The organism is Phyllobacterium zundukense (assembly GCF_002764115.1).
Lineage (GTDB): Bacteria > Pseudomonadota > Alphaproteobacteria > Rhizobiales > Rhizobiaceae > Phyllobacterium > Phyllobacterium zundukense.
The window spans coordinates 2020974-2042928 of record NZ_CP017940.1; the positions used below are offsets into that span (position 1 = coordinate 2020974).

General features: G+C 55.9%; 27 protein-coding genes. 10 read left to right on the top strand and 17 right to left on the bottom strand.

From position 1 onward, the window contains the following. Positions 1-169 precede the first annotated feature (169 nt). The 4 genes from BLM14_RS10135 to BLM14_RS10150 form a co-directional block, all read right to left on the bottom strand. The gene (locus tag BLM14_RS10135) at positions 170-1486 is read right to left on the bottom strand and encodes a homoserine dehydrogenase (protein ID WP_099999246.1); all 1317 of its coding nucleotides are present in this window, start codon (positions 1484-1486) and stop codon (positions 170-172) included. A gap of 72 nt (positions 1487-1558) precedes the next feature. Next, a complete protein-coding gene (locus BLM14_RS10140; RefSeq protein WP_099999247.1) occupies positions 1559-2776 on the bottom strand; it encodes an LL-diaminopimelate aminotransferase in 1218 nt (405 codons plus the stop codon). Between the two features lie 114 nt (positions 2777-2890). Next, complete coding sequence (yidD, locus tag BLM14_RS10145; RefSeq protein ID WP_099999248.1) at positions 2891-3253, bottom strand: membrane protein insertion efficiency factor YidD; 363 nt, start codon at positions 3251-3253, stop codon at positions 2891-2893. A gap of 8 nt (positions 3254-3261) precedes the next feature. After that, a complete protein-coding gene (locus BLM14_RS10150) occupies positions 3262-3708 on the bottom strand; it encodes an iron-sulfur cluster assembly scaffold protein (protein ID WP_099999249.1) in 447 nt (148 codons plus the stop codon). 272 nt (positions 3709-3980) lie between these two features. Between BLM14_RS10150 and folE the strand changes: the two genes are divergently transcribed. From folE to BLM14_RS10165, 3 genes are all read left to right on the top strand, one after another. Next, the gene (gene folE / locus BLM14_RS10155; RefSeq protein ID WP_099999250.1) at positions 3981-4607 is read left to right on the top strand and encodes a GTP cyclohydrolase I FolE; all 627 of its coding nucleotides are present in this window, start codon (positions 3981-3983) and stop codon (positions 4605-4607) included. A 17-nt stretch (positions 4608-4624) separates the two neighbouring features. Further along, positions 4625-5050 carry a phosphoribosyl-AMP cyclohydrolase gene (gene hisI / locus BLM14_RS10160; RefSeq protein ID WP_099999251.1) on the top strand — a complete coding sequence of 142 codons (426 nt, stop codon included), beginning with the start codon at positions 4625-4627 and terminating at the stop codon, positions 5048-5050. A 133-nt stretch (positions 5051-5183) separates the two neighbouring features. Further along, positions 5184-6158: a patatin family protein gene (locus BLM14_RS10165; protein ID WP_099999252.1), complete on the top strand. Its 975-nt coding sequence runs from the start codon at positions 5184-5186 to the stop codon at positions 6156-6158. 24 nt (positions 6159-6182) lie between these two features. On the opposite strand, the gene BLM14_RS10170 is transcribed toward BLM14_RS10165, so the two are convergent. Further along, positions 6183-6614, bottom strand: coding sequence for a CBS domain-containing protein (locus tag BLM14_RS10170; RefSeq protein WP_099999253.1), 432 nt, complete (start codon positions 6612-6614; stop codon positions 6183-6185). 108 nt (positions 6615-6722) lie between these two features. Beyond that, positions 6723-7457 carry a rhomboid family intramembrane serine protease gene (locus tag BLM14_RS10175; RefSeq protein WP_099999254.1) on the bottom strand — a complete coding sequence of 245 codons (735 nt, stop codon included), beginning with the start codon at positions 7455-7457 and terminating at the stop codon, positions 6723-6725. Between the two features lie 347 nt (positions 7458-7804). Between BLM14_RS10175 and BLM14_RS10180 the strand changes: the two genes are divergently transcribed. The 4 genes from BLM14_RS10180 (at position 7805) to BLM14_RS10195 (ending at position 11177) form a co-directional block, all read left to right on the top strand. Beyond that, the gene (locus BLM14_RS10180; RefSeq protein WP_157929512.1) at positions 7805-8437 is read left to right on the top strand and encodes a PAS domain-containing protein; all 633 of its coding nucleotides are present in this window, start codon (positions 7805-7807) and stop codon (positions 8435-8437) included. Between the two features lie 107 nt (positions 8438-8544). Further along, a complete protein-coding gene (locus tag BLM14_RS10185; protein WP_099999256.1) occupies positions 8545-9153 on the top strand; it encodes a PilZ domain-containing protein in 609 nt (202 codons plus the stop codon). Positions 9154-9250: 97 nt separating this feature from the next. Continuing rightward, complete coding sequence (gene pip / locus BLM14_RS10190; RefSeq protein ID WP_099999257.1) at positions 9251-10213, top strand: prolyl aminopeptidase; 963 nt, start codon at positions 9251-9253, stop codon at positions 10211-10213. Positions 10214-10565: 352 nt separating this feature from the next. After that, positions 10566-11177 carry a transglutaminase-like cysteine peptidase gene (locus BLM14_RS10195; protein WP_099999258.1) on the top strand — a complete coding sequence of 204 codons (612 nt, stop codon included), beginning with the start codon at positions 10566-10568 and terminating at the stop codon, positions 11175-11177. Between the two features lie 56 nt (positions 11178-11233). On the opposite strand, the gene BLM14_RS10200 is transcribed toward BLM14_RS10195, so the two are convergent. Then, complete coding sequence (locus BLM14_RS10200) at positions 11234-11761, bottom strand: gamma carbonic anhydrase family protein (RefSeq protein WP_099999259.1); 528 nt, start codon at positions 11759-11761, stop codon at positions 11234-11236. A 155-nt stretch (positions 11762-11916) separates the two neighbouring features. On the opposite strand from BLM14_RS10200, the gene BLM14_RS10205 reads away from it, so the two are divergent. After that, positions 11917-12642 carry a hypothetical protein gene (locus BLM14_RS10205; RefSeq protein ID WP_099999260.1) on the top strand — a complete coding sequence of 242 codons (726 nt, stop codon included), beginning with the start codon at positions 11917-11919 and terminating at the stop codon, positions 12640-12642. Positions 12643-12677: 35 nt separating this feature from the next. Here the strand turns inward: BLM14_RS10205 and BLM14_RS10210 are convergent, their stop codons facing one another. The 5 genes from BLM14_RS10210 to BLM14_RS10230 form a co-directional block, all read right to left on the bottom strand. Further along, positions 12678-12884: a DUF3126 family protein gene (locus tag BLM14_RS10210; protein ID WP_099999261.1), complete on the bottom strand. Its 207-nt coding sequence runs from the start codon at positions 12882-12884 to the stop codon at positions 12678-12680. Positions 12885-12991: 107 nt separating this feature from the next. After that, positions 12992-13816: a serine O-acetyltransferase gene (gene cysE, locus BLM14_RS10215; protein ID WP_099999262.1), complete on the bottom strand. Its 825-nt coding sequence runs from the start codon at positions 13814-13816 to the stop codon at positions 12992-12994. Between the two features lie 246 nt (positions 13817-14062). After that, positions 14063-14818 carry an alpha/beta fold hydrolase gene (locus tag BLM14_RS10220; protein WP_099999263.1) on the bottom strand — a complete coding sequence of 252 codons (756 nt, stop codon included), beginning with the start codon at positions 14816-14818 and terminating at the stop codon, positions 14063-14065. A gap of 12 nt (positions 14819-14830) precedes the next feature. Further along, entirely contained in the window at positions 14831-15316 is a 486-nt protein-coding gene (locus tag BLM14_RS10225) for a DUF192 domain-containing protein (protein WP_237143328.1), read from the bottom strand. 10 nt (positions 15317-15326) lie between these two features. After that, positions 15327-15908, bottom strand: coding sequence for a cold-shock protein (locus BLM14_RS10230; RefSeq protein WP_099999264.1), 582 nt, complete (start codon positions 15906-15908; stop codon positions 15327-15329). A gap of 270 nt (positions 15909-16178) precedes the next feature. Between BLM14_RS10230 and BLM14_RS10235 the strand changes: the two genes are divergently transcribed. Continuing rightward, positions 16179-16619, top strand: coding sequence for a VOC family protein (locus BLM14_RS10235; protein WP_099999265.1), 441 nt, complete (start codon positions 16179-16181; stop codon positions 16617-16619). A 5-nt stretch (positions 16620-16624) separates the two neighbouring features. On the opposite strand, the gene BLM14_RS10240 is transcribed toward BLM14_RS10235, so the two are convergent. Both BLM14_RS10240 and BLM14_RS10245 read right to left on the bottom strand, forming a co-directional pair. Beyond that, complete coding sequence (locus tag BLM14_RS10240) at positions 16625-17680, bottom strand: M48 family metallopeptidase (RefSeq protein ID WP_099999266.1); 1056 nt, start codon at positions 17678-17680, stop codon at positions 16625-16627. Then, positions 17670-18761 (bottom strand): YjgN family protein, encoded by a 1092-nt coding sequence (locus tag BLM14_RS10245; protein ID WP_099999267.1) that lies wholly within the window; start codon positions 18759-18761, stop codon positions 17670-17672. Before BLM14_RS10245 ends, BLM14_RS10240 begins: the two co-directional genes overlap by 11 nt. 170 nt (positions 18762-18931) lie before the next feature. Here BLM14_RS10245 and BLM14_RS10250 point away from each other — a divergent pair, with 170 nt between their 5' ends. After that, the gene (locus BLM14_RS10250) at positions 18932-20464 is read left to right on the top strand and encodes an acyl-CoA carboxylase subunit beta (protein WP_099999268.1); all 1533 of its coding nucleotides are present in this window, start codon (positions 18932-18934) and stop codon (positions 20462-20464) included. A gap of 34 nt (positions 20465-20498) precedes the next feature. Here BLM14_RS10250 and BLM14_RS31010 read toward each other — a convergent pair whose 3' ends face one another. The 3 genes from BLM14_RS31010 to BLM14_RS10265 all read right to left on the bottom strand — a co-directional run bounded on the left by BLM14_RS31010 (position 20499) and on the right by BLM14_RS10265 (position 21906). Further along, positions 20499-20681, bottom strand: a complete 183-nt coding sequence (locus BLM14_RS31010) for a hypothetical protein (protein WP_133123847.1) — start codon at positions 20679-20681, stop codon at positions 20499-20501. Positions 20682-21290: 609 nt separating this feature from the next. Continuing rightward, the gene (locus BLM14_RS10260) at positions 21291-21470 is read right to left on the bottom strand and encodes a hypothetical protein (RefSeq protein ID WP_099999270.1); all 180 of its coding nucleotides are present in this window, start codon (positions 21468-21470) and stop codon (positions 21291-21293) included. Between the two features lie 70 nt (positions 21471-21540). Beyond that, positions 21541-21906, bottom strand: a complete 366-nt coding sequence (locus BLM14_RS10265) for a GFA family protein (protein WP_099999271.1) — start codon at positions 21904-21906, stop codon at positions 21541-21543. Positions 21907-21955: the final 49 nt, after the last annotated feature.

Genomic DNA, 21955 nt, shown 5'->3' on the forward strand with positions numbered 1-21955 from the left:
TGCGTTTGTGTGGCGATGCCGTAGGTGGATCGCTACAGCGCTCCTTAGCATCGGTATGCAAACCTTTTGTCAAAGTCGCACCCATGCGGCAAGAGCCCGCAAAAAAGCTAATCGATTAAACGGTGTAGCCGGAGTTTTGCACGAGAAAAATCCCACAAAACTCCAGTCGTCAGCCTGCCCGTTCTATTCGGATCATCTGCGGCTTGTCGGTCGCGTGACCGTCCTTGACGATGCCTTCAAGCGCCTTCTTGACGGCCGCTTCGGTCGTTTCGTGCGTCACGAGGATCACCGTCTTGGTCGCTTCAGGCTGGTTGTCAGCGCTCTGCCGCTGCACGATCGATTCCAGCGAAATGTCATTGTCGGCCATGCGCTTGGCGATGGCGGCGAACACACCGGCACGGTCATGCACGGTCAACCGTATGAAGTAGCCGCCCTCATGCGCGCGCATCCTGGCGCGTTTGTAAGGAGCAAGCGCCTTGGCGGGCGTCCCGAAAACAGGGCCATGCTGGAAGCCAGGACGGCTCTTTGCGATATCGGCAAGATCGCCAATGACGGCCGAGGCTGTGGCCGCACCACCGGCACCGGGGCCGGACAGCAGCAATTCGCCAAGCAGATCTGTCTCGATCGCCACGGCATTCGTCACGCCATGCACCTGCGCGATGACGGATTCGACCGGCACCATGGTCGGATGCACGCGCTGTTCGATGCCGCTGTCGGTCTTCAGGGCCACGCCCAGAAGCTTGATGCGGTAGCCGAGGTCGTCGGCTGCCCTGATGTCGGCGAGCGAGATATTGCTGATGCCTTCGAGATAGATATCGTCCGCCGAGATCTGCGTGCCGAATGCAAGGCTCGTCAGGATTGCCAGCTTGTGCGCCGTGTCATTGCCCTCGATGTCGAAGGTTGGATCGGCCTCGGCATAGCCAAGGCGCTGCGCGTCGGCGAGGCAATCCTCGAAGGAAATGCCCTCGTCCCACATGCGCGTCAGGATGTAGTTGCAGGTGCCGTTCATGATGCCGTAGACGCGCGAAACCGTGTTGCCGGTCAGCGACTCGCGCAGTGCCTTGATGACGGGAATGCCACCGGCAACCGCCGCTTCGAAGTTCAACAGCACGCCCTTGTCTTCGGCGATCTTGGCAAGCGAAACGCCGTGCTTGGCCAGCAGCGCCTTGTTGGCGGTGACGACGTGACGGCCTGACCTCAGAGCGGCCTCGACGGCAGTGCGCGCCGGACCTTCATCTCCGCCGATCAGTTCGATGAAAACATCGATATTGTTGGACTTGGCCATCGCTACCGGATCGTCGAACCAGGTGGCAGAGGAGAAATCGACGCCGCGATCCCGCTTCGGATCACGCGCCGAGACGGCGGTGACAATGATTTCCTTGCCGCACTGACGGGTGAGCATTTCGCCCTTGTCACGCAATATTTTCAGGACCGAGGCACCAACGGTGCCCAGTCCGGCGATTCCCACGCGCAGCGCTTCACTCATCGTTCAATTCCCTGAAATTTCGCTGAAGCGGCGCCGAATGGCGCCGCGGATTCCGGTGCAACGCGCGTCAGATCAACCGCGCACGTTCAACGGAATGACGTTGTGCAGTTTTTCGTCGGCGGTTGCAAGAAACCGCTTGAGACTGCGGGCGGCCTGACGGATCCGGTGTTCGTTCTCCACCAGAGCGACGCGGATATAATCGTCGCCGTGTTCGCCAAAGCCAATGCCGGGCGCGACCGCAACATCCGCATGTTCGATCAGCAGCTTGGAGAACTCCAGCGAACCGAGGCTGCGGAACTTCTCCGGAATAGGCGCCCAGGCGAACATGGTAGCGACGGGCGCCGGAATTTCCCAGCCGGCACGGCCAAAGCTCTCCACCAGCACGTCACGGCGATGCTTGTAGATATTGCGCACTTCGGCAATATCAGAACCGTCGCCGTTCAGCGCCGCCGCCGCTGCAACCTGGATCGGCGTGAATGCACCATAGTCCAGATAGGACTTGACCCGCGTCAGCGCCGAGATCAGCCGCTCATTGCCGACCGCAAAGCCCATGCGCCAGCCTGGCATGGAGAATGTCTTCGACATGGAGGTGAATTCGACCGCGACATCGATCGCGCCAGGTACCTGCAGAACAGATGGTGGCGGCGTGTCGTCGAAATAGATTTCCGAATAGGCCAGATCCGACAGAATGATGATTTCATTCTTGCGGGCGAAAGCCACGACGTCCTTGTAGAAATCCAGCGACGCGACATGGGCGGTCGGATTGGACGGGTAGTTGAGAATCAGCGCCAGCGGCTTCGGAATTGAATGGCGAATGCCGCGTTCCAGCGCCGGAATGAAGTGATCATCAGGCTTTGCCGGAATCGAGCGGATGACGCCGCCGGACATGATGAAGCCGAAGGCGTGGATCGGATAGGTCGGATCCGGGCAAAGCACCACATCGCCAGGCGCCGTGATGGCCTGCGCCATATTGGCGAAGCCTTCCTTGGAACCCAGCGTCGCCACGACCTGCGTGTCGGGGTTGAGCTTGACGCCAAAACGGCGATCGTAATAGGCAGCCTGCGCGCGGCGCAGGCCAGGAATACCCTTGGAAGAAGAGTAGCGATGCGTGCGCGGGTCCTGGACCGCTTCGCACAGCTTGTCGACAATGCTCTGAGGCGTCGGCAGATCCGGATTGCCCATGCCAAGGTCGATAATGTCCGCACCCGCCGCTCGCGCGCTCGCCTTCAGGCGATTCACCTGTTCAAAAACGTAAGGTGGCAGGCGGCGAACTTTATGAAATTCTTCCATAGGGTTGGGTCCGGTTAAAATGGGTTGAATGTGCGCGTGCGCTATACACCCAAACAACACGGTGGTCGAGCAATCATTGCGCGCATCCGGTCGTTAGGTTCGTGTCGAGTACCGTCAACCCTTCGAAGCAATACGCCAATAACGCCACGGCTTGTACCAGACAAACCGCGCATCCAGCACCGTCGGCACGGGGTCGAGCCCCTGCGTTCCCCCCGGCCCACAACGCACGAAGCGGAACAGGCCCATCCATCCGCCAGTCCACAGGCCATAACGGGCTATCGACTCGTAGGCATATTCCGAACAAGTTGGCAGGTGGCGGCAGGAATTGCCGATGAAGCCGGACAAGGTGAGCTGATAGAAACGCACCAGCCCTGTTCCCAAAAGACGGCCCGGCGTCTTAGGCCATGGTCCGCGCCAGTTGCGCGAGTATTTGCCAGGCGTTTTCGGCGAATGATCGTGTGCTGTCTGATCGCACATAATGGATTTCAAGCCGCCGCTTCGGCGGTTTTCTTCTCAATCTGGTTCAGGCAATCGACCACGGCGTCGAAGGTGAGCATCGTGGAATTGTGGCGGGCTTTATAATCACGCACGGGCTCAAGAAATTTCAGATCCTCGAAGCGGCCTTCCGGCGGTGCGCCGTTTTCCTTCAGCATCCTGAACATGGTTTCACGTACGTCCCGCAGTTCCTTCGCCGTGGCGCCGATCACCTGCCGGGCCATGATCGAGGATGAAGCCTGGCCCAGTGCACAGGCTTTGACGTCATGGGCGAAATCGGACACAACGCCATCTTGCATCTTGAGGTCGACGGTAACGGTCGAACCACAGAGTTTTGAATGGGCGGTTGCCGTGGCATCCGGATCTTGCAGACGGCCAAGCCGCTGGATATTCCCGGCAAATTCCAGAATGCGCGCGTTGTAAACGTCGTTGATCATGACGGATGTCCGTTGTTCGACACAGTGTTCATCGCAAACGCGTCATTGTGCATCGCTTTGACCCTATGAATCCCGAATTCAATCTCTATATAGTATGGGAGTGACCAAGCACAAAGTCGCATAGAACTAAATTATGCGATGAGTTAATGTGTTGGTCAGGCGTGGACGAGTAACTCACGTCAGCATCAATACACCGTCCGTCCTTAGGGAACGACTATCGTGTATTGCCGTTTAACTCGTCGCTCCTTTGAGGGCGGCTACGGGAGATCGCGATGGATGCGGTAATCAAGAACTTGCAGTCAGCGGCTGTTAAGCAGAACAACACTCGGCGCCCAACTCAGGAAGAAGCAGAAGCAGCGGTACGCACGCTGTTACTCTGGGCGGGCGACGATCCGGAGCGCGAAGGCCTTCTCGACACCCCTGAGCGGGTGGTAAAGGCCTATAAGGAACTGTTCTCCGGCTATTCGCAGAACCCGGCCGATGTCCTTGGCCGTACGTTCGAGGAAATCGCCGGATATGAGGACATTGTCCTCATCCAGGATATTCCGTTCTTCTCGCATTGCGAGCACCATATGGTGCCGATCATCGGCAAGGCGCATGTTGCCTATCTGCCGGATGGCGAGAAGGTTGTCGGCTTGTCGAAAATTGCCCGCGTTGTCGATATCTATGCACATCGCCTGCAAACGCAGGAGGCCATGACGGCGCAGATCGCCAATGCCATCCAGGACTCGCTGCAGCCGCGTGGTGTCGCGGTGATGATCGAGGCGGAGCATATGTGCATGTCCATGCGCGGTATCCGCAAATCGGGTTCGACGACAACGACGACGACCTTCACCGGTGCCTACAAGATCGATGTCAACGAGCAAGTACGGTTCATGACCCTCGTCAAAGGCCGGTAATTCCAGAATTGGTATTGATGAGTTCCTTTTCCGATTCGCTTAGCGACAAGCATGAAAACGAAGAAGGCGCGGTGTTCGCACCGCGCTTTGACGCGTCCGGGCTGGTGACGACAGTTGTCACCGATGCAAGGGATGGACACTTGCTCATGGTCGCACACATGAATGCCGAAGCACTGCGCCTGACGCTTGCGACCGGGATCGCGCATTACTGGTCGCGCTCGCGCAAATCGCTGTGGAAGAAGGGCGAAACCTCCGGAAATCTGCAGACGGTTGTCGAAATGCGCACCGACTGCGATCAGGATGCGTTGTGGCTTAAAGTAACAGTCGCCGATGACGGTCCTACATGCCACACGGGCCGCCGGTCATGCTTTTATCGACAGATCGTGACAACCGACGGAACATCTTCGCTCGTCATGACTTCTGAAATGACTAGCACCTCATAAGTCATTAGCGATCTCTTAATCCTATTTCGTTGGTTGGCTAAGCGGCCACAATTACGCAATATTCATCCTTGAACACTAGTATCGTAAGTCATGCAGGGGATATTGAAACAGTACGAGTTCAGGAGTGTAGGCCATGCTCGAATGGGCATCGCGCCGATTGCGCGCGGCAGAACCGATCGGGATCAGTGATAATCTGGACGTGCCAGTAACCACGCCGGAGAAGCCGCGTGACAGCAAGACGCCTATTGCCCTGGCGCTTGGCGGCGGTGCCGCACGCGGATGGGCACACATCGGTGTCCTACGCGCATTGGACGAAGCAGGCATCGAGATTTCCATGATTGCCGGCACATCGATCGGCGCCCTCGTTGGCGGCTGTTATCTTGGCGGCAAGCTCGATCAGCTGGAAGAATTCGCACGCAGCCTGACCAAACGCGGCATCTTCAGCCTGCTTGACCTGCGATTCGGCGGCAATGGCCTGTTTGGCGGCATGAAGCTCGATCGCCGCCTGCGCGAGCATCTGGAAGAACTGTCGATTGATAATCTATCCAAACGGTTCATTGCGGTCTGTACCGAGATCAATACGGGCCATGAGATCTGGCTGACGCGCGGCAGCCTGATCACCGCGATGCGGGCTTCCTATGCCCTGCCCGGCGTGTTCGAGCCTGTCGAATGCAATGGCCGCACGCTTGTGGATGGGGCCCTGGTCAATCCGGTTCCGGTTTCGGTCTGCCGTTCCTACGAACAGCCTTTGGTTGTCGCCGTCAATCTGCACTATGACCAGTTTGGCCGCGCTGCCGTCATCAAGCATGCAGCGGAAGCTCCCCATGCGCAGACAAGTGATGGCGAGGCGGTGGCTTCGCGCTTCGGATCCGGATATTCCAAACGCCTGGGCATTACCGGCGTCATGATGGAATCGTTCAACATCATCCAGGACCGGATTTCGCGCGCCCGCATGGCGGGTGATCCGCCAGATATCATGCTGATGCCGAAAATCGGCCATGTGGGACTCGCCGAGTTTCACCGCGCCGACGAAGCGATCAAACTCGGCTATGAAGAAACGATGGCGCGCGTCGGTGAACTCGAGCGCATGCAGAAGCTCGTCTTCTAGAAGCCTCCGACCGAGGCAATCAACTCAGGCAGTTGCGATATAGCTTCGAATCTCCTCGGATTCGCGTTCCACTTCCTCGATGCGAAGCTTGACGACGTCGCCGATCGATACGATGCCGTGCAAACGCCCGTCCTTTTCGACCGGCAAATGGCGGAACCGGCCGCGTGTCATCATTTCCATGACCTGGTTGACCGTATGCCTTTCACTGCAGACGCTCACCTTGATCGTCATAATTTCCGAAATCGGCTTCCAGAGTACGTCGCTGCCGTCGGCGGCAAGCGCCCTGACCACGTCACGCTCGGACAAGATGCCTTTGATGGCCTTGTTCTGATCGCAAATGACAATTGCACCGATCTTGTGCTTTGCCAGCATCGTGATGGCATCGCCCAGCGTCGTTTCCGGATTCGTGCTGAATACGTCGTAGCCTTTACGTTCCAGAATCAATTTGACTGTCATGTACATCCTCCTTGCACATTGGCCTCCAGACCTTCGGCATCCCCAAACTACATCCGATGGTCCAATTCATGGTGCGCGTATGTTGCGCTTATTGCAACCGCTTTGCAATTATACCAGCAGTTCAGGATCTATTCGACTGTCATCACGCCGGTCGAACAAGGAAATACCGAAAAAGCCAACAAAAAAGCCACCAATATGGGCTTCCCAGGCGATTGTTGCCGAACTGTCGACGCCGACAGACAGAAGTCCGGTGAGGATGTTGGTGACGAACCAGACCCCCAGAAACACCAGAACCGTCCGCATCCGCAGCGCTACACCGATGGGCAGGATGTCACCGACAAATGCTGCGGAATTGCGCAATGTCGAGCGGCGGAAGCCGAAGCGCGCTGCTGCACCCATCATGCCTGAAACAGCGCCCGATGCGCCGACCAAAGGCGCTGTACTGTCCGGATAGACTGCGAAATGCGTCATCACCGCAGCTACGGATGTCACGATCCAGAACAACGCCATGCGAAGCGGGCCAATGCGCGCGGCAAGCGGTGAGCCGAAGGCGGCGAGCCAGATCATGTTGAGCGCGATATGGGCGACGCTGCCATGCAGGAGCGAATAGGTGACGGTCGTCAGCAAGGCGGCGGGCGAATAAAACCCGCCATATTGCGAGAACCGGGCAGGAATGAAGGCGAAATTCCACAGAAAAACGCTGCCCTGCTCATCATTCAACACGTAGGCTTCGAGAACAAAGAGTATCCCGCATATGGCCATGATGGCCAGGATGACACCCGGAATATTGAAGACCGGCTCGTTGCCGGAGGAATGATTGCGGACGTCCACTGGGTTGTTCATTCGTTCTTTCGCAGCCTTCGCACTTGCCGATGCGGCACGCTAGCCGGTTATCGAGCCGCAAGCAAAGGCCGAACGCGCCGAAAAATCGTCAAACAGAAAGAAGGCCGTTCAGTGATGCTGAACGGCCTGAATTCAGGGATATTTGGACATGTGAACTTTCGGGAGTGTTGTCTCACACTCGACGCCCCACCTCAATCGAAACCAATTATTAACCTTAATCGGGTGCCGCGGTGGACGCGCCCGCATCATCTGTGGCGCCAGCGTTTCGTCGGTGCCAGAGTCCTGTCCGCACGACGAGTCCCAGAGCATGGCCAGTCCTGCCAAGTGTCCGAAAGCAGATGAATCCTATGCGGCATGATGCAACAAGCGAGTTTTTCGCCTATTGGAACAGGCTGCGCGGAACCCGTGCAGCGCCGGAGCGGAGGGAAATCGCCCCCGCTGCGATCGGTCCTCACCTCTCCGATACCTTTATCCTGCAGGCGACCGGGTTGGGTGAACCACGATTTCGTCTCGCAGGTACCCGTATCTGCTCCGTCTATGGTGCGGAGCTGAAGGGCCTGTCCTTTGCCTCGCTCTGGCATATAAAGGACAGAAGCAACATCTCCCGCCTCGTCAAGAATTGCATGACGAGCAAGACGGTGGTTCAGCTCAACTACGAAGGCAAAAGCACACGCGGTCGCAAGGCACTGTTTAATTTGATTCTTGTGCCACTCGCCAGTGAGGCCAATGAACGGCATCTCATGGGGATGATCGTGGCGCTTGGCAGGCCGTTCTGGCTGGAATCAGATGCGATTGTCGAAAACCGGATCCAGTCGGTCTCGGTCATCGACCCGCGCCATCCAGCGCGCGCTCCCCTTGGAGATCCGGTACACACAGGATCGGAGAGCGCCAATTCAACCGCCCTACCCCTGGCGCGAACAATCATCAGCCGCAAGGTCCGACATTTGCGCGTGTTCGATGGCGGAAAAATCATCGATTAGGTTAGCAATTTATGATCAACCTGTGGTTGCCGTTACCTTGGCGTTAAGACTTGTGACCTAGTCTGAACACATCAAACTCTGTCGATTCCGCCATCTGGACAGCTTTCATGCAATTACACCGTGACGATTCGAGCTCGAACCCCGCCGCCACGGGCAAGTACTATAGTGTGAAGGTGCAGCTTTATGGCCGCTTCATGCTGGAAGACCGCACCGAACATGTCTGCCAGATCGAGGAAATGTCGCCGGGCGATGTTGTGATTACCACGGATGTGATGGCGAACAATGGCGAGCGGGTCATCGCCTATATCGATCATATCGGCCGGGTCGAAGGCATTATAGAGCGCCTTGTCCGCGGCGGATTTCTTCTTTCCCTGACCGCTTCAGATCGCAAGAAGAACAAGATTGCCGCGCAGCTGACATGGCTTGCGAACAAGCATGAGCTGGATATGCCGGAAGACCGGCGCCACCAGCGCATTGCGCCTCGCAATCCCATCACCACCTTGTCGATGGCCGACGGGCGCCAATATCCGTGCCGGATCATCGATCTGTCCATTTCCGGTGCGGCCGTGGAAATTCGCATGCGCCCTGCCCTGAACAGCCAGGTTATTCTCGGTTCCATGCGCGGACGCGTCGTCCGGCACTTCGAGGAAGGCATCGCAATCGAATTTGCGACCGTTCAGAGCCGCGAAGCCATCGACATCGCGTTCGAACACTGACCTGTTCAATCCAATGATTCCGGCTCGAATGTCATGAGGTATTCACACAGAACGCCGATGAACGCCTCAGCTTTGGCTCAGCATCATCGGCCCGGACATGAAACAGCTTTATCCCGAGATCGCACCTTCCGACAGCGGCCTGCTTGATGTGGGTGACGGCAACCGTATGTACTGGGCAGTTTTCGGCGATCCGGATGGAATGCCAGCCGTCGTCCTTCATGGCGGACCGGGATCTGGCCATTCCGTCAGATCGACGCGCCTTTTCGACCCTGCGGCATACCGGATTATTGTCTTCGATCAGCGAGGATGTGGTCGAAGCACGCCACATGCCAGCGATCCAGCTATCGATCTCTCAGTCAACACAACTGCTCATCTGTTGGGTGACCTGGAATGCCTGCGCCAATATCTCGGTGTCGATCGATGGCTCGTGTTCGGCGTCTCCTGGGGATGCACGTTAGGACTTGCCTATGCCATGCAAAATCGTGACCGGGTGGCAGCGCTTGTCCTCGCCGGTGTGACGACAACCCGCCGCTCGGAGATCGATTGGTTATACCGGCAACTGGCTCCGCTCTTCCCCGAGCAATGGAAGCGATTTCGAAGTGGCGTACCGGAGCACGAACGTGACGGCGATCTTGTTGCCGCTTACTACCACCTTTTGAAACATCCCGATCCCACCATATGCGCCAAGGCAGCTGAAGACTGGCACGATTGGGAAGCAGCATCGATTTCCATTGATCCAAACGCCAAGCCGTCGCCGAAGTGGTCAGATGCTACATACCGGATGGCGCGGGCGCGCATCGTCACACACTACTTTCATCACAATGCGTGGCTGGAAGACGGAATTCTCTTGAAGCAAGCCAGTAGTCTCAATGGAATTCCCGGCGTTATGGTGCAAGGGCGGCTTGATCTCGAGGCGCCGCTGGTGACAGCGTGGGAACTCTCGCAGGTCTGGAAAGATGGTGAGCTTGTTGTTGTGAACAATGCCGGCCATTCCCCTTCAGACCCGGGTATGAGCGAGGCAATCATCGCTGCAACGGATCGTTTTGCGAGACATGACTAGCGCATAGGACCAATTTTGGTTCTGTTTTCGATAAATTTTAGGCAGCCATTTCATATCGCGGATATTTTTTGACCAAAAAGCCACGAAATTCTGGCGAGGCAGTCGCAATGCACTGACAGGCATTAAGGCATCATAAATCACATAATATTCCGAGAAACGAATGCTTAAGTCTCTTTTTCTTCAACAACTTCAATAATAACTGCATTTAAATAAAATAGTAATAGTTATTAATACATAGTTATATTCTAATTAGTTTATTTTTTGCTACTGATTTGATTCATATTTACTGATCGACATTTCCGCTCGATCAAACTCTCTCTGTCATTGTCGCCTCAACCGGGGAGACGACGGGATGATAAAAAAGACAATTTTGCTTGGGGCGGCCCTTCTTTTCATGTGCATGACCGCACAGGCCGATCCAAGTGCGTCGAGCGGAACATTCATGAAGACAGGCCGACGCACGTCGCAGCCGATCGGACATTATGAATTCTGCCAGACCTATAAGAACGAATGCAATGTAAAGAGCACCGACAACAAGGCGGCTTCGCTGACATCAAAGACCTGGAGCCTCCTGGTTCAGGTCAACAGCAGCGTCAACAGCAAGATTCAGCCGGCGACCGACATGGATATCTGGGGCAAGGCGGAAGTCTGGTCCTATCCGACGACTGTCGGCGATTGCGAGGATTATGTTCTGCTCAAGCGGAAAATGCTCAACGAGAGCGGGATACCGCTCAGCGATTTGTTGATCACAGTCGTGCGACAGATGAATGGCGAAGGACATGCAGTCCTCACCGTCCGCACGGATCGCGGCGACTATGTGCTCGACAATCTGGAACCACGCATCAAGCCGTGGAATGAGACCAATTACGATTACCTGAAGCGTCAGGCGACAAACAATACCGGCGCATGGGTCTCGATCAATGATGACCGTCAGGTTCTGGTTGGCAGTATCGAAGCGCAATAAGCCGTCATACGAGGAATGCAGAAGCCGGTCCTGGAAACAGGGCCGGCTTTTGTCTATCAGTCGATCTCCATGCCGCGCAGGAAGCGCCGGCCGTTTTCGACATAATGCACGGCGGACAGTCTCAGTTGCTCAATGGCCACGTCGTCGAGCGTCCGCACGACCCTTGCCGGCGAGCCTACGATCAATGAATTATCCGGAAATTCCTTGCGCTCTGTCACGAGCGCCCCGGCGCCGACCAGCGAGTTTTTGCCGATCCTTGCGCCGTTGAGAACGATGGCGCCGATGCCGATCAGCGAATTCTCACCGATCGTGCAGCCATGGAGCATAGCCCGGTGACCGATGGTACATCCCTCGCCGATGGTGAGCGGATAGCCCATATCGGTGTGCATCACCGTATGCTCCTGGACATTCGTATTGCGGCCGACATGGATCAGCTCGTTGTCGCCGCGCAGCACAGCGCCGAACCAGATACCGGCATTTTCTCCAAGGAAGACTTTGCCAATCAACGTCGCATCCGGCGCGATCCAGTTCGACTCACGGTCCTCGAATTGCGGTGCATGTCCATCCAGCGTAAATATCGGCATTGCATCTCCCCAGATTCTGTATCCGCCGAACCTTAGCGAACTGCTGGAAGGTTGGCGAGATCACCTCACCCACGGCATCTTCAGGTTCAATTAACCATAAATCAGCACTCTGCGCGTTAGATTGAATCGATCACCCATCGGCGTTCGGAAGGTTCATGCAGTCTTCGACACACAGGATAGAGCCGATTGCAGGCAGCTCATCCCTGCAGCGCATCTTCTATTGTGTGGCAGCGCTCGCAGTTCTGTCGCTGGGCCTTGCTGCTGCCGGCCGCTTCCTTGGCCACGGCATTTCGCTGGGCGGGCATACGGAAGACACGACCCTTCAGGAAATTGTCATTGGCAACACTGTGCTGGCGCTCCCTGCCAATATGATACGTTTCGACAGACAGCGGCGAGGCGGTGTCGCAGAGCGTGTCGATATCTATTTGCACTGGCCTGACATGCAAGGCTACCGACCAGAGTTCATTCAGGATTTCAATGGTTCCGGCCCGGAAAAACGGCTGTTGTTCGTGACCTTCGAGCCACGTGCCATCTCCCAGGACATGTCAGACCGCTATGGTCCGATCTACAGCACGTTGACGGATGGGCCCGGCGTCAAGGGTCCGGCCGGTTTGACCATTCAGACGCTTCAAACCGAGAGTGGATTTGTCAATGAGGAGCTGATTGTCTCGCCGCAGCGCGCAGGAAAAGCGCCATTCGTGGCGCGCTGCCTCGATATCGAAACATCCAGGAACAACCTTGCATCATGTCAGCGGGATATTTTTGTCGGTGAAGATCTTCAACTAACCTATCGCTTTCCAAGGGAAATGCTGAACGATTGGCAGCAGATCGACCTGCAAATGCAGGCGTTTGCCCAAGCCCATATCAAGGGGCTGAAGTGACGCCGGTACGGCGTCACTCAAAACGGTCGAGCTGATCAGAGATCCATCTCGAGGATGGCCATGGAGAAATTGTAGGAGAGCTCGCCCTCGTCTTCATCCTTGTAGATCAGGCCGAGGAATTCATCGCCGAGATAAAGTTCGGCTGAATCGTCCTTGCGCGGCCGAGCCTTCACAGTGAGTTCCGTGTTTCTGAATGTGCGCTTGAAATAGCTGTCGAGTTTTTTCAGTTCTTCGGGTTTCACTTGAGGTCTCCTGTCGTAATTGGCTAGCGGCTTTTGGCATGCGAAAGTCCGCCCTGTAAAGGGCAGATTGCAACCGTGCTGCCGCGTGGAGACCTCTGCGGCCGCCTTTAATCGAAGTTGGTGACGAGCTGGTCCATGGCGCGGGAGGGTTCAGCGCAGCCTGTCTCACCGACAATCCGGGCGGGAACCCCAGCGACGGTGATATTGTGCGGGACCGGCTTAAGAACGACCGACCCGGCAGCGACTTTCGAGCAATGACCGATTTCGATATTGCCAAGAATCTTTGCCCCGGCTCCGATCAGCACGCCATGACGGATCTTCGGATGACGATCGCCGGATTCTTTGCCGGTGCCGCCAAGTGTAACGCCCTGCAGGATAGAAACATTGTCTTCGATGACGGCGGTCATACCGACGACAATGCCGGTCGCATGGTCAAAGAACACGCCCTGGCCCATTGGCACCTGCGGATGAATATCCGTCTGGAAAACAGAGGACGAACGGCTTTGCAGATAGAGCGCAAAATCCTTGCGGCCTTCGTTCCACAGCCAGTGAGCAAGGCGATGGGTCTGGATTGCCTGGAAGCCCTTGAAATAAAGGATAGGCTCGATGAACCGGGTGCAGGCCGGATCGCGGTCGTAGACGGCCTGGATATCAACCCGCAGGATTTGCGACCAGGACGGGTTTGCTTCCAGCATCGCCGTAAAGGTTTGCCGCAACAGTTCCGACTCCATATCCGGGTGATCGAGACGCTGGGAAATCCGGTGGATCACCGCCTCTTCCAGTGACTGATGATTGAGGATCGTCGTGTAGAGGAACGTCGCCAGGAGCGGTTCGTTACGGATCGTCTCTTCGGCTTCCGCACGAATGGAAAGCCAAATCGGATCCATCTGCTTGACCGATCCGGTCATTTTTATCGGACTGCTAGCGGACATTTCCTACTCCGGGCATTTGGCCAAAATTCGTGCTCTAGAATTCAGCATACGGCAAAAATGATTGCTTGACACTCCAATTTCCAGAGCCCTCAGGCAAGAAATTTTGAAGCAATGATCGATTTGCCTGAATATCACGGTCTCATTGAAGAGTTGCCATAGCTCATGCAGCACTGTCGTGCAAGGAACGAACAGGTGGACGACCATGTTCCCTTGCCCGTGTCAGATCGCAATTGGCTGATTATTTGCTCACAGCGGATGGCGCTTGAGGAAGTCCAGGACAGCCTGCTTGAACACCTTGTCGCCAACGGCAAGCATATGATCGCGATTGGGGATATCGATTGCCTCGCCCTGCGGCATCAATTCCGCAAGCCGGTGCGGACTTCCGCCAATATCGTCCTTCGTGCCCACGGCGACGAGCGCGGGCTGGGTTATCCGCGCCATGTTTTCGGCGCTGATCTCTTCCTTGGACGTGATCACGCAGGCGGCCAGCGCAATCTTGTCGCTCTTGGTCTTGTCAGCAAACATGCGGAACATCTTGCCACGCGGGTGAGAGATTGCCTCCGGATCATCCGCCATGAGCGCTTCGGCGATCGGCGACCAGTCGCCGGCGCCTTCGACCATGCCGATGCCGAGGCCACCAAAAACCAGGTCGTGAACCCGTTGGGGATGTTGCAGCGCCAGGAATGCACTGATGCGGGCGCCCATGGAATAGCCCATGACATGGGCGGTCTGGATGCCAAGGTGGTCGAGCAGAGCAGCGGCATCACCCGCCATCAGGGTTGGCGTGTAGACCGACTTATCGTGCGGCTTGTCTGATTGGCCATGGCCGCGATTGTCGATCGCAATGGTCCGGTACCCCGCCGCAGTCAGCGTCGGTATCCAGCCGGGCTGCACCCAATTGTAGAACGCCGATGATGCAAAGCCATGGATGAGCAGGACGGGTTCGCCCTCGCCTTCGTCGAGATAAGCGAGCTTCAATCCGTCATTGTCGAAAAACTGCATGTCCTGGCCTTGCTAGTGCCCGATGGCTTCAATAGCGGGATGCCGCACCTTGTCACCAATTGTCAAGCCGAGGCGTTTTGCCGTTCCCGCTTTTACCTCCACAACAAAACGAACGGGACCGCCCGAAGAGATGGTGGAGCGGGAAAACGGGACCGCATTTTCGCGAATGGCGGATGTGCGGCCCTTTTCATCGAGGAAGAGCATATCGAGGGCTGACGGCGTATTCTCCATCCACATGGTGACCAGGCGGGTGTCATCGAAGATGAACAGCATCGCGCTGTTGTCCTTCAAATCCTTGCGGAACATCAGGCCGCGCTCGCGCTCCTCATTCGTGTCGGCAATCTCAACGCGAAACGGCACATCGCCCTTGGCCGTATTGACGGTCAGCGGCGCAGGGTCGATGGCAAGGTGCATGGGCGCCTGATCGAGCGCTAATGCCGGAATTATCGAAAATAGGAGAAAAACCATACCGGCCAGAACTGATTTCAGGCGGGACATCGTTGGGTCTTCAGTGCGAAGACGGCAGCTGCGTGCCGATATCCGGATGAATTTCGGAAGCCATCAGGCCCTTGTCGCCATGGCCGAAGCGGATCAGCACGACCTGTCCCGGACGCAGCTCGGTCAGGCCGAAATGGCGGAGTGTTTCCATATGGATGAAAATATCCTCGGTACCCTCGCCGCGCGTGAGGAAACCGAAACCCTTGGTGCGGTTGAACCACTTGACCAGAACGCGCTCGAGCCCGCTCGACGGCGTCACCGTGACGTGGGTGCGCACCGGCGGCATTTCCGTCGGATGAACCGCGGTCGAGTTGTCCATGGACTTGACGTGGAAACACTGCATACCGCGTTCGCCCTGCTTGACTTCGCAGACGACGCGCGCGCCTTCAAGTGCGGTTTGGAAACCATCGCGCCGCAGACAGGTAACGTGGAGAAGGATGTCAGGAAGATCAGTGTTGTCAGGCACGATGAAGCCGTAACCCTTGGCCACGTCAAACCATTTTATCGCGCCCGCAACCTCGATGAGGTCCAAATCGTCTCTTAGACCTTCGTCATCGGGGGAACGCTGGGCTGATACTGGTCTGTCCGACATGAAGCTAGCCCCTCCTCTCCTGCAGGAAACACTGATTCTCTTGCCGAAGAATAACACCTGACCAAGGCCATAGAGCAAGTATCATCTGTTGGTTTTGTTGAAAACTACACGCAAAACTGGTGTTTATCCTCAACGGCGTTTGTTGGCTTAAACCACAAGTTTGTGAAGCTAAATATTAAGTGCTACGAAATGCGGGGTGGTTCGTAACCCATCGGCAGGGTCGAACGCCACCACCTTTCAATTCCCGTGAAAAGAAACCAAGGGCAAAAGATGCGCTATCTTCACACAATGGTCCGTATCCGCGACATCGATGAATCGCTGGATTTCTATTGCAACAAGTTCGGTCTGGAAGAAGTCCGCCGCACGGAAAACGAAAAAGGCCGGTTCACGCTCATCTTCCTCGCAGCCTCGGAAGACAAGGGCAGATCGGCCGCAGAACGGGCTCCGGAACTCGAATTGACCTATAATTGGGACCCGGAGGAATACACCGGCGGGCGCAATTTCGGTCACCTCGCCTATGTCGTCGACAATATCTACGAGACCTGCCAGACGCTGCAGGATAAGGGCGTTGTCATCAACCGCCCGCCGCGTGATGGCAACATGGCCTTCGTCCGCTCACCCGACGGCATTTCGATCGAGATTCTGCAGAAGGGATCGCCACTGCCGCCACAGGAGCCCTGGCTCTCGATGCCGAATACCGGCAGCTGGTAGAAAATTCAGTTCGCTGATTGCAACTCCTGCGCGTACTCGTGCACCGCTTTGCGGCGCTCGGGTGTGCCAGGATGCGTAGCGAGGATATTTGTTCCGCTGTCGTCGTGAAGTTTTGATTCCAGCAGCGTAAAGAACCGGCCGATCGCTTCGGGATCGTACCCGGCCTTGGCCATCAGTCGAACACTATGCCGGTCGGCGTCAGCCTCCTGGGCGCGTGAGTAAGAAAGAGCCAACAACCCGCCGCCCTGCACGAGAATATCCTCCATGCCGCTGCCAATGTCGCCGCCAATCAGCATGATCAGGCCCGCAGCGCCAACCGAGCGATAAAACTGCCTGAGACTATGCTCCAGTTCAACGTGGCCAATCTCATGTGCCAGAACCCCAAGCAGCAACTCCGTATCGCCATCAGCGAATTTCACCAGCTCGTCGGTTATGACGACCGTGCCATCCGGCAAAGCGAAAGCGTTCGGCCCGATCAACCCGCCCTGCCGGAATTCCAGCCTGAACCTGCCGGAATCCAATCCGGACCGGGCTTTCAAGCGTTCAAAGCCCTCCCGAAGTTTCGATCGCTCGTCAGGGGACAGCGCCGTGGTGTCAAACGTGGTGGCATCCAGTGTTTGCAGCGTACCTCTTGCCATGATTTCCGGCACCACCGGCGGGGTTACAGCAACGGCCAATTCGACGAGAGCCGGTAGCGCAAAGCGATATATGCCAATGATAAAGAGGATCGCCAACACGGCAAACATAACCAAACGCGGATGAAATCGCTCCGCCCGGTGGATCCAGCCCGCGCGACCGCCCTTCGCGACGGCCACGAGCGCGTCGATCGCATCATTGTCTGGCGTTTCGAACACGCTGCCATTTGCGAGGGTCAGCCGCCGAAGCACGTTACCGACCCGCTCAGTCACAGTCGTGTTCGAAACGACCCCGGAAGTCAGCAATGCACCGTCTTCCGCCAACACCGACAGGTTTGCCCCTTCAGCAACCAGAGATGCCCTGACGAAACGGTTTGACTGCTCCGGATACCAAATGCCCGCGATTGGCTGGGGATCAGAAGGCAACAGCTATTCCCTCGATATCCATAAACTCTGCTCCTACAGCAGACCCAGTATCCTTGATCGTCGAGAGGATTTCACCGATTTCACCGTCGAAACCCATTTCCGTATGCGCTGCCTGAAACCGCGCCAAGCGTACAGTCGCCCAGGGTCGCATCAGGCCCAGCGTTGCAATCGTGACGATCAGATTGGAAATGACAATCCAGACAAATTGCCAGCGCGGCATGTCAGACAACAAGTAGTGGCGTCCGTCGAACGTCGTTGCGCTGAATCCGACATTTCGCACACCTGCGGAGTAGAGGCCCTGTACAATGCTCCCAACAACAAAGAGCGAAAAATACAGCAGAACGACAGTTGCCATATTCCCGAAAATGCTTTCGGCACCACTGGCATTTTCCGTCAGCGTTTGGATCTGCGAGGTCAGCATCGGGAAAATGAGGACGGCGATAAGTACCCAACCGCCTATGGTGAGAAGCGCTGGCAGCCACCAGATACCATAGAGGTCACCCAGCGTCGGCTCCGTTTTGACCGGCCGCCCTCCGTAGAGCAAATTTCGGAACGTATAACGCAGCATCCACCGGCTTGCGATGGGAGCACAAATTCCCAACGTAATTGCCGCGATGACAGGACCAAGGAAAAACGCCTTTGCAGCGCCCCAATAGCGGCCTGTGAAATCGAACCGGACATTGCGATAGCTCGTGACGCGTGCATTGAAGCGCAAGCCACGTGCAATGAGCCACGGCATGGCGATGACAAAAATCACCGCGAGAATGATCCCGAGCGCCGGCGCAAAGGTCAGAAGCACATTGTAGAGAATGATGAAACCAATAACGATGATCTGGCCAATGAGAATTTGTTTTGGCCGCGCATGGTAATCAAATCGTCCGTCCGCCAGTGCTGTATTGCCATACATGTATCTGTTGCGCCGAACTTTTGCCCAAGCGTAATAAATGCCCAAGGTGATGATCGTCAGAAGGACATTGACGATCCAGATGCCGAAATATTCTTTTGCCGTTCCAGAGAACGTGAAACGGTGCCTGCTGTACCTATCATCACGGCCAAATTGAACTTGGTCTGAATATGCCATGTTTCCCCCGAAACAAATGTTGCGCTGTAAAACCCCAGAATCTGCTTAGCGCGAGTTGCTTTGAACTTGCAATGCTACTTCTGGACGAGTCGCTTTCTTGATGGTGGATAAAGCTGCTTCCAAGCGTCTCCCTCTCCTGATATCAGAAATGACAAAATGAGGAGGATGCCATGAAGGATGTGCTCATCGAGCTTGAACGCCGCAGAACCATTGCCCGCGAAGGCGGCGGCAAGGTGCGGATCGAGGCGCAGCACAAGCGCGGCAAGCTGACGGCGCGCGAACGTATCGACATCTTCCTCGACGAGGGTTCATTCGAGGAATTCGACACGTTCGTTGAACATCGCTCGACCGATTTCGGCATGGAAGAGACAAAATTTGCCGGCGACGGCGTCGTCACCGGCTGGGGCACGATCAATGGCCGCACGGTCTTCGTCTTCGCCAAGGATTTTACGGTTTTCGGTGGATCGCTGTCTGAAGCCCACGCGGAAAAGGTGCAGAAGATTCAGGATATGGCGCTGCGCAACCGTGCGCCCGTCGTCGGCCTCTACGACGCAGGCGGCGCCCGCATTCAGGAAGGCGTTGCCGCGCTCGGCGGTTATGCCGAGATCTTCCAGCGCAATGTCCTGGCTTCCGGTGTTATTCCGCAGATCTCGGTGATCATGGGCCCCTGCGCTGGGGGTGACGTCTATTCCCCTGCGATGACCGATTTCATCTTCATGGTGCGTGATACGTCCTACATGTTCGTCACAGGCCCGGACGTGGTCAAAACCGTGACCAATGAAACGGTGACCGCCGAGCAGCTGGGCGGCGCCTCGATCCATACCACCAAGTCATCGATCGCAGACGGCGCCTATGACAATGATGTCGCCGCGCTCTTGCAGATGCGCCGCCTGATCGATTTCCTGCCAGCATCCAACACAGCCGATCTTCCGGAAATCGAATGCTACCAGGCCACCGACGAGCTCGACTATTCGCTTGACCGGCTGGTGCCTGACAACGCCAACAAGCCCTATGACATCAAGGAACTGATCAGGAAGACCGTCGACGAAGGCGATTTCTTCGAAATTCAGGAGAGTTTCGCCAAGAATATCGTGGTCGGCTTCGGCCGCGTCGAAGGCCGGACCGTGGGGATCGTCGGCAATCAACCCATGGTGCTTGCAGGTGTCCTCGATAGCGATGCGTCGCGCAAGGCCGCGCGGTTTGTCCGCTTCTGCGATTGTTTCAATATTCCGATCGTCACCTTTGTCGACGTTCCGGGTTTCCTTCCCGGCACGGCGCAGGAATATGGCGGGCTGATCAAGCACGGCGCCAAGCTGCTCTTCGCCTATGCGGAGGCAACGGTACCGAAGATCACAGTAATTACCCGCAAAGCCTACGGCGGTGCCTATGACGTGATGGCGTCAAAACATCTGCGCGGCGACCTCAATTACGCCTGGCCCTCGGCACAGATCGCGGTGATGGGTGCCAAGGGCGCAGTTGAAATCATCTATCGCAAGGATATTGGCGACGCCGAGAAGATCGCCGAACACACCAAGCGCTACGAAGACCGCTTCCTGTCACCGTTTGTGGCAGCGGAGCGTGGCTACGTCGACGAGGTGATCATGCCGCATTCAACGCGCAAACGGGTCTCGAGAGCCCTGCGCATGTTGCGCAACAAGGATCTCGAAAACCCGTGGAAGAAACACGACAATATACCGCTCTAGAAGAGCAACTCTATTGAAAAGAAGAACTGATGGTTCAGCGGCGGAAGCTGAATCCGCCATTGGATTCCCGCAAAATCTGGGAAATTGTCCGCTTGTCGCAGGGCTCGCTTAATTTTGCCGTGGCCTTGATCAGGGCTGCTTTTGCCTTGGCCACTTGTGCAATTTTCAATACATTTGTTTCATTTGATGACGATGTATCTTTATTTATTGTTATCATTCTTTGATACCTCCACTCTAAAACCACTCTCCAGAAGAGTAATCCTTGTCCTGCAGACGTTTATATTCCGTGTGCACTGCACTCTTGTATGAAAACTAAACCGATTTAACAAATCACTATTTGTATCGAATTTTGACCTATATTTGAATAAAACCAATAGACTGCGAATAGGTTCCTCACCAATGAATAAAAACTGCCATCGTTTCAAAGCGTCGAGCTGAAACGTAATAAACTTTCGCTACCTGGTCCAAAATTTTTCGAATATTTCGTTCGGACGCTGATAATAGCGGCGTCCTTCGGCTGAAATCGCTGAAGCAATGTTACAACCGGTGTGATTGGTCGATGGCCGGCAGGGCTACCAGCACCGATTATGATGGCGGCATGGTCAACGCGATCTGAACATCAGAAAGTTGCGCTACGGAAACGCCGTAAAAAATATAGGCGCCAATAACCGTAGCCATCGCAATCGCGATAATAATAGCTTCGTCCCTCATAGCAATGAGCCCGCTGTTATCGATCTTGCCATTCTAGCAAGTCGATGCGCGGTTGGATGCACATCATCATGGGTTAACCTCTACGGGTGAACAAGCACCCGGAACTGTCCCTGCCCTAGCTTGTTGTGATCCCGACTTTTTTCTGGATCTCTTCGCTGGTTTCCTTGACAAAAAAGGTAAGACCGGGTGTGGCCGTGACGATGTGCGTGCCGGTTCCGTAGGGGTTGAACGAGACAACGTGAGTGAAATTGAGCGTGATGTGATCGCCGTTGACGTCGGTCAGATTGATCCACATTCCCGTACCTCCCTGTTTGACATTGTCAGGGAAGCAGGATTCCTCCAATCAAGCAATCACTTACCGGTCGTTACCAGAGATTCCTTCCATCTATGGTTTCCACCGGCAGGGTGGCGATGTCGAAATCGTCGAAGAGCCGCACGTTCACGCTGATGCGTGGGTTATCGAAATCCGGCTTGTAATCAGTCCAGGTCGGAACCTGGGAAAACGTACCGCAGCCGCAGACATTGCAATGGTGGTGCTTGTTCATGCCGTTGCGCGTATAGACCGCATCAGCTTCCGGCGTCACCGACAGCTTCACCTGTGCAGGCGTATAGTAGGCCCAGAGCGCGCCGCGCTTGGTGCAAAACGTGCATGTGCAGACAGTAACGCTTGCAGACGCTTCGCTCACTTCAAACTTGATTGCGCCGCAATGGCAGCTTGCCAGAATTGTCATGAGTTCCTCCCCCTATTGGTTCCAGTGACGGCTTTCATACATGACACCT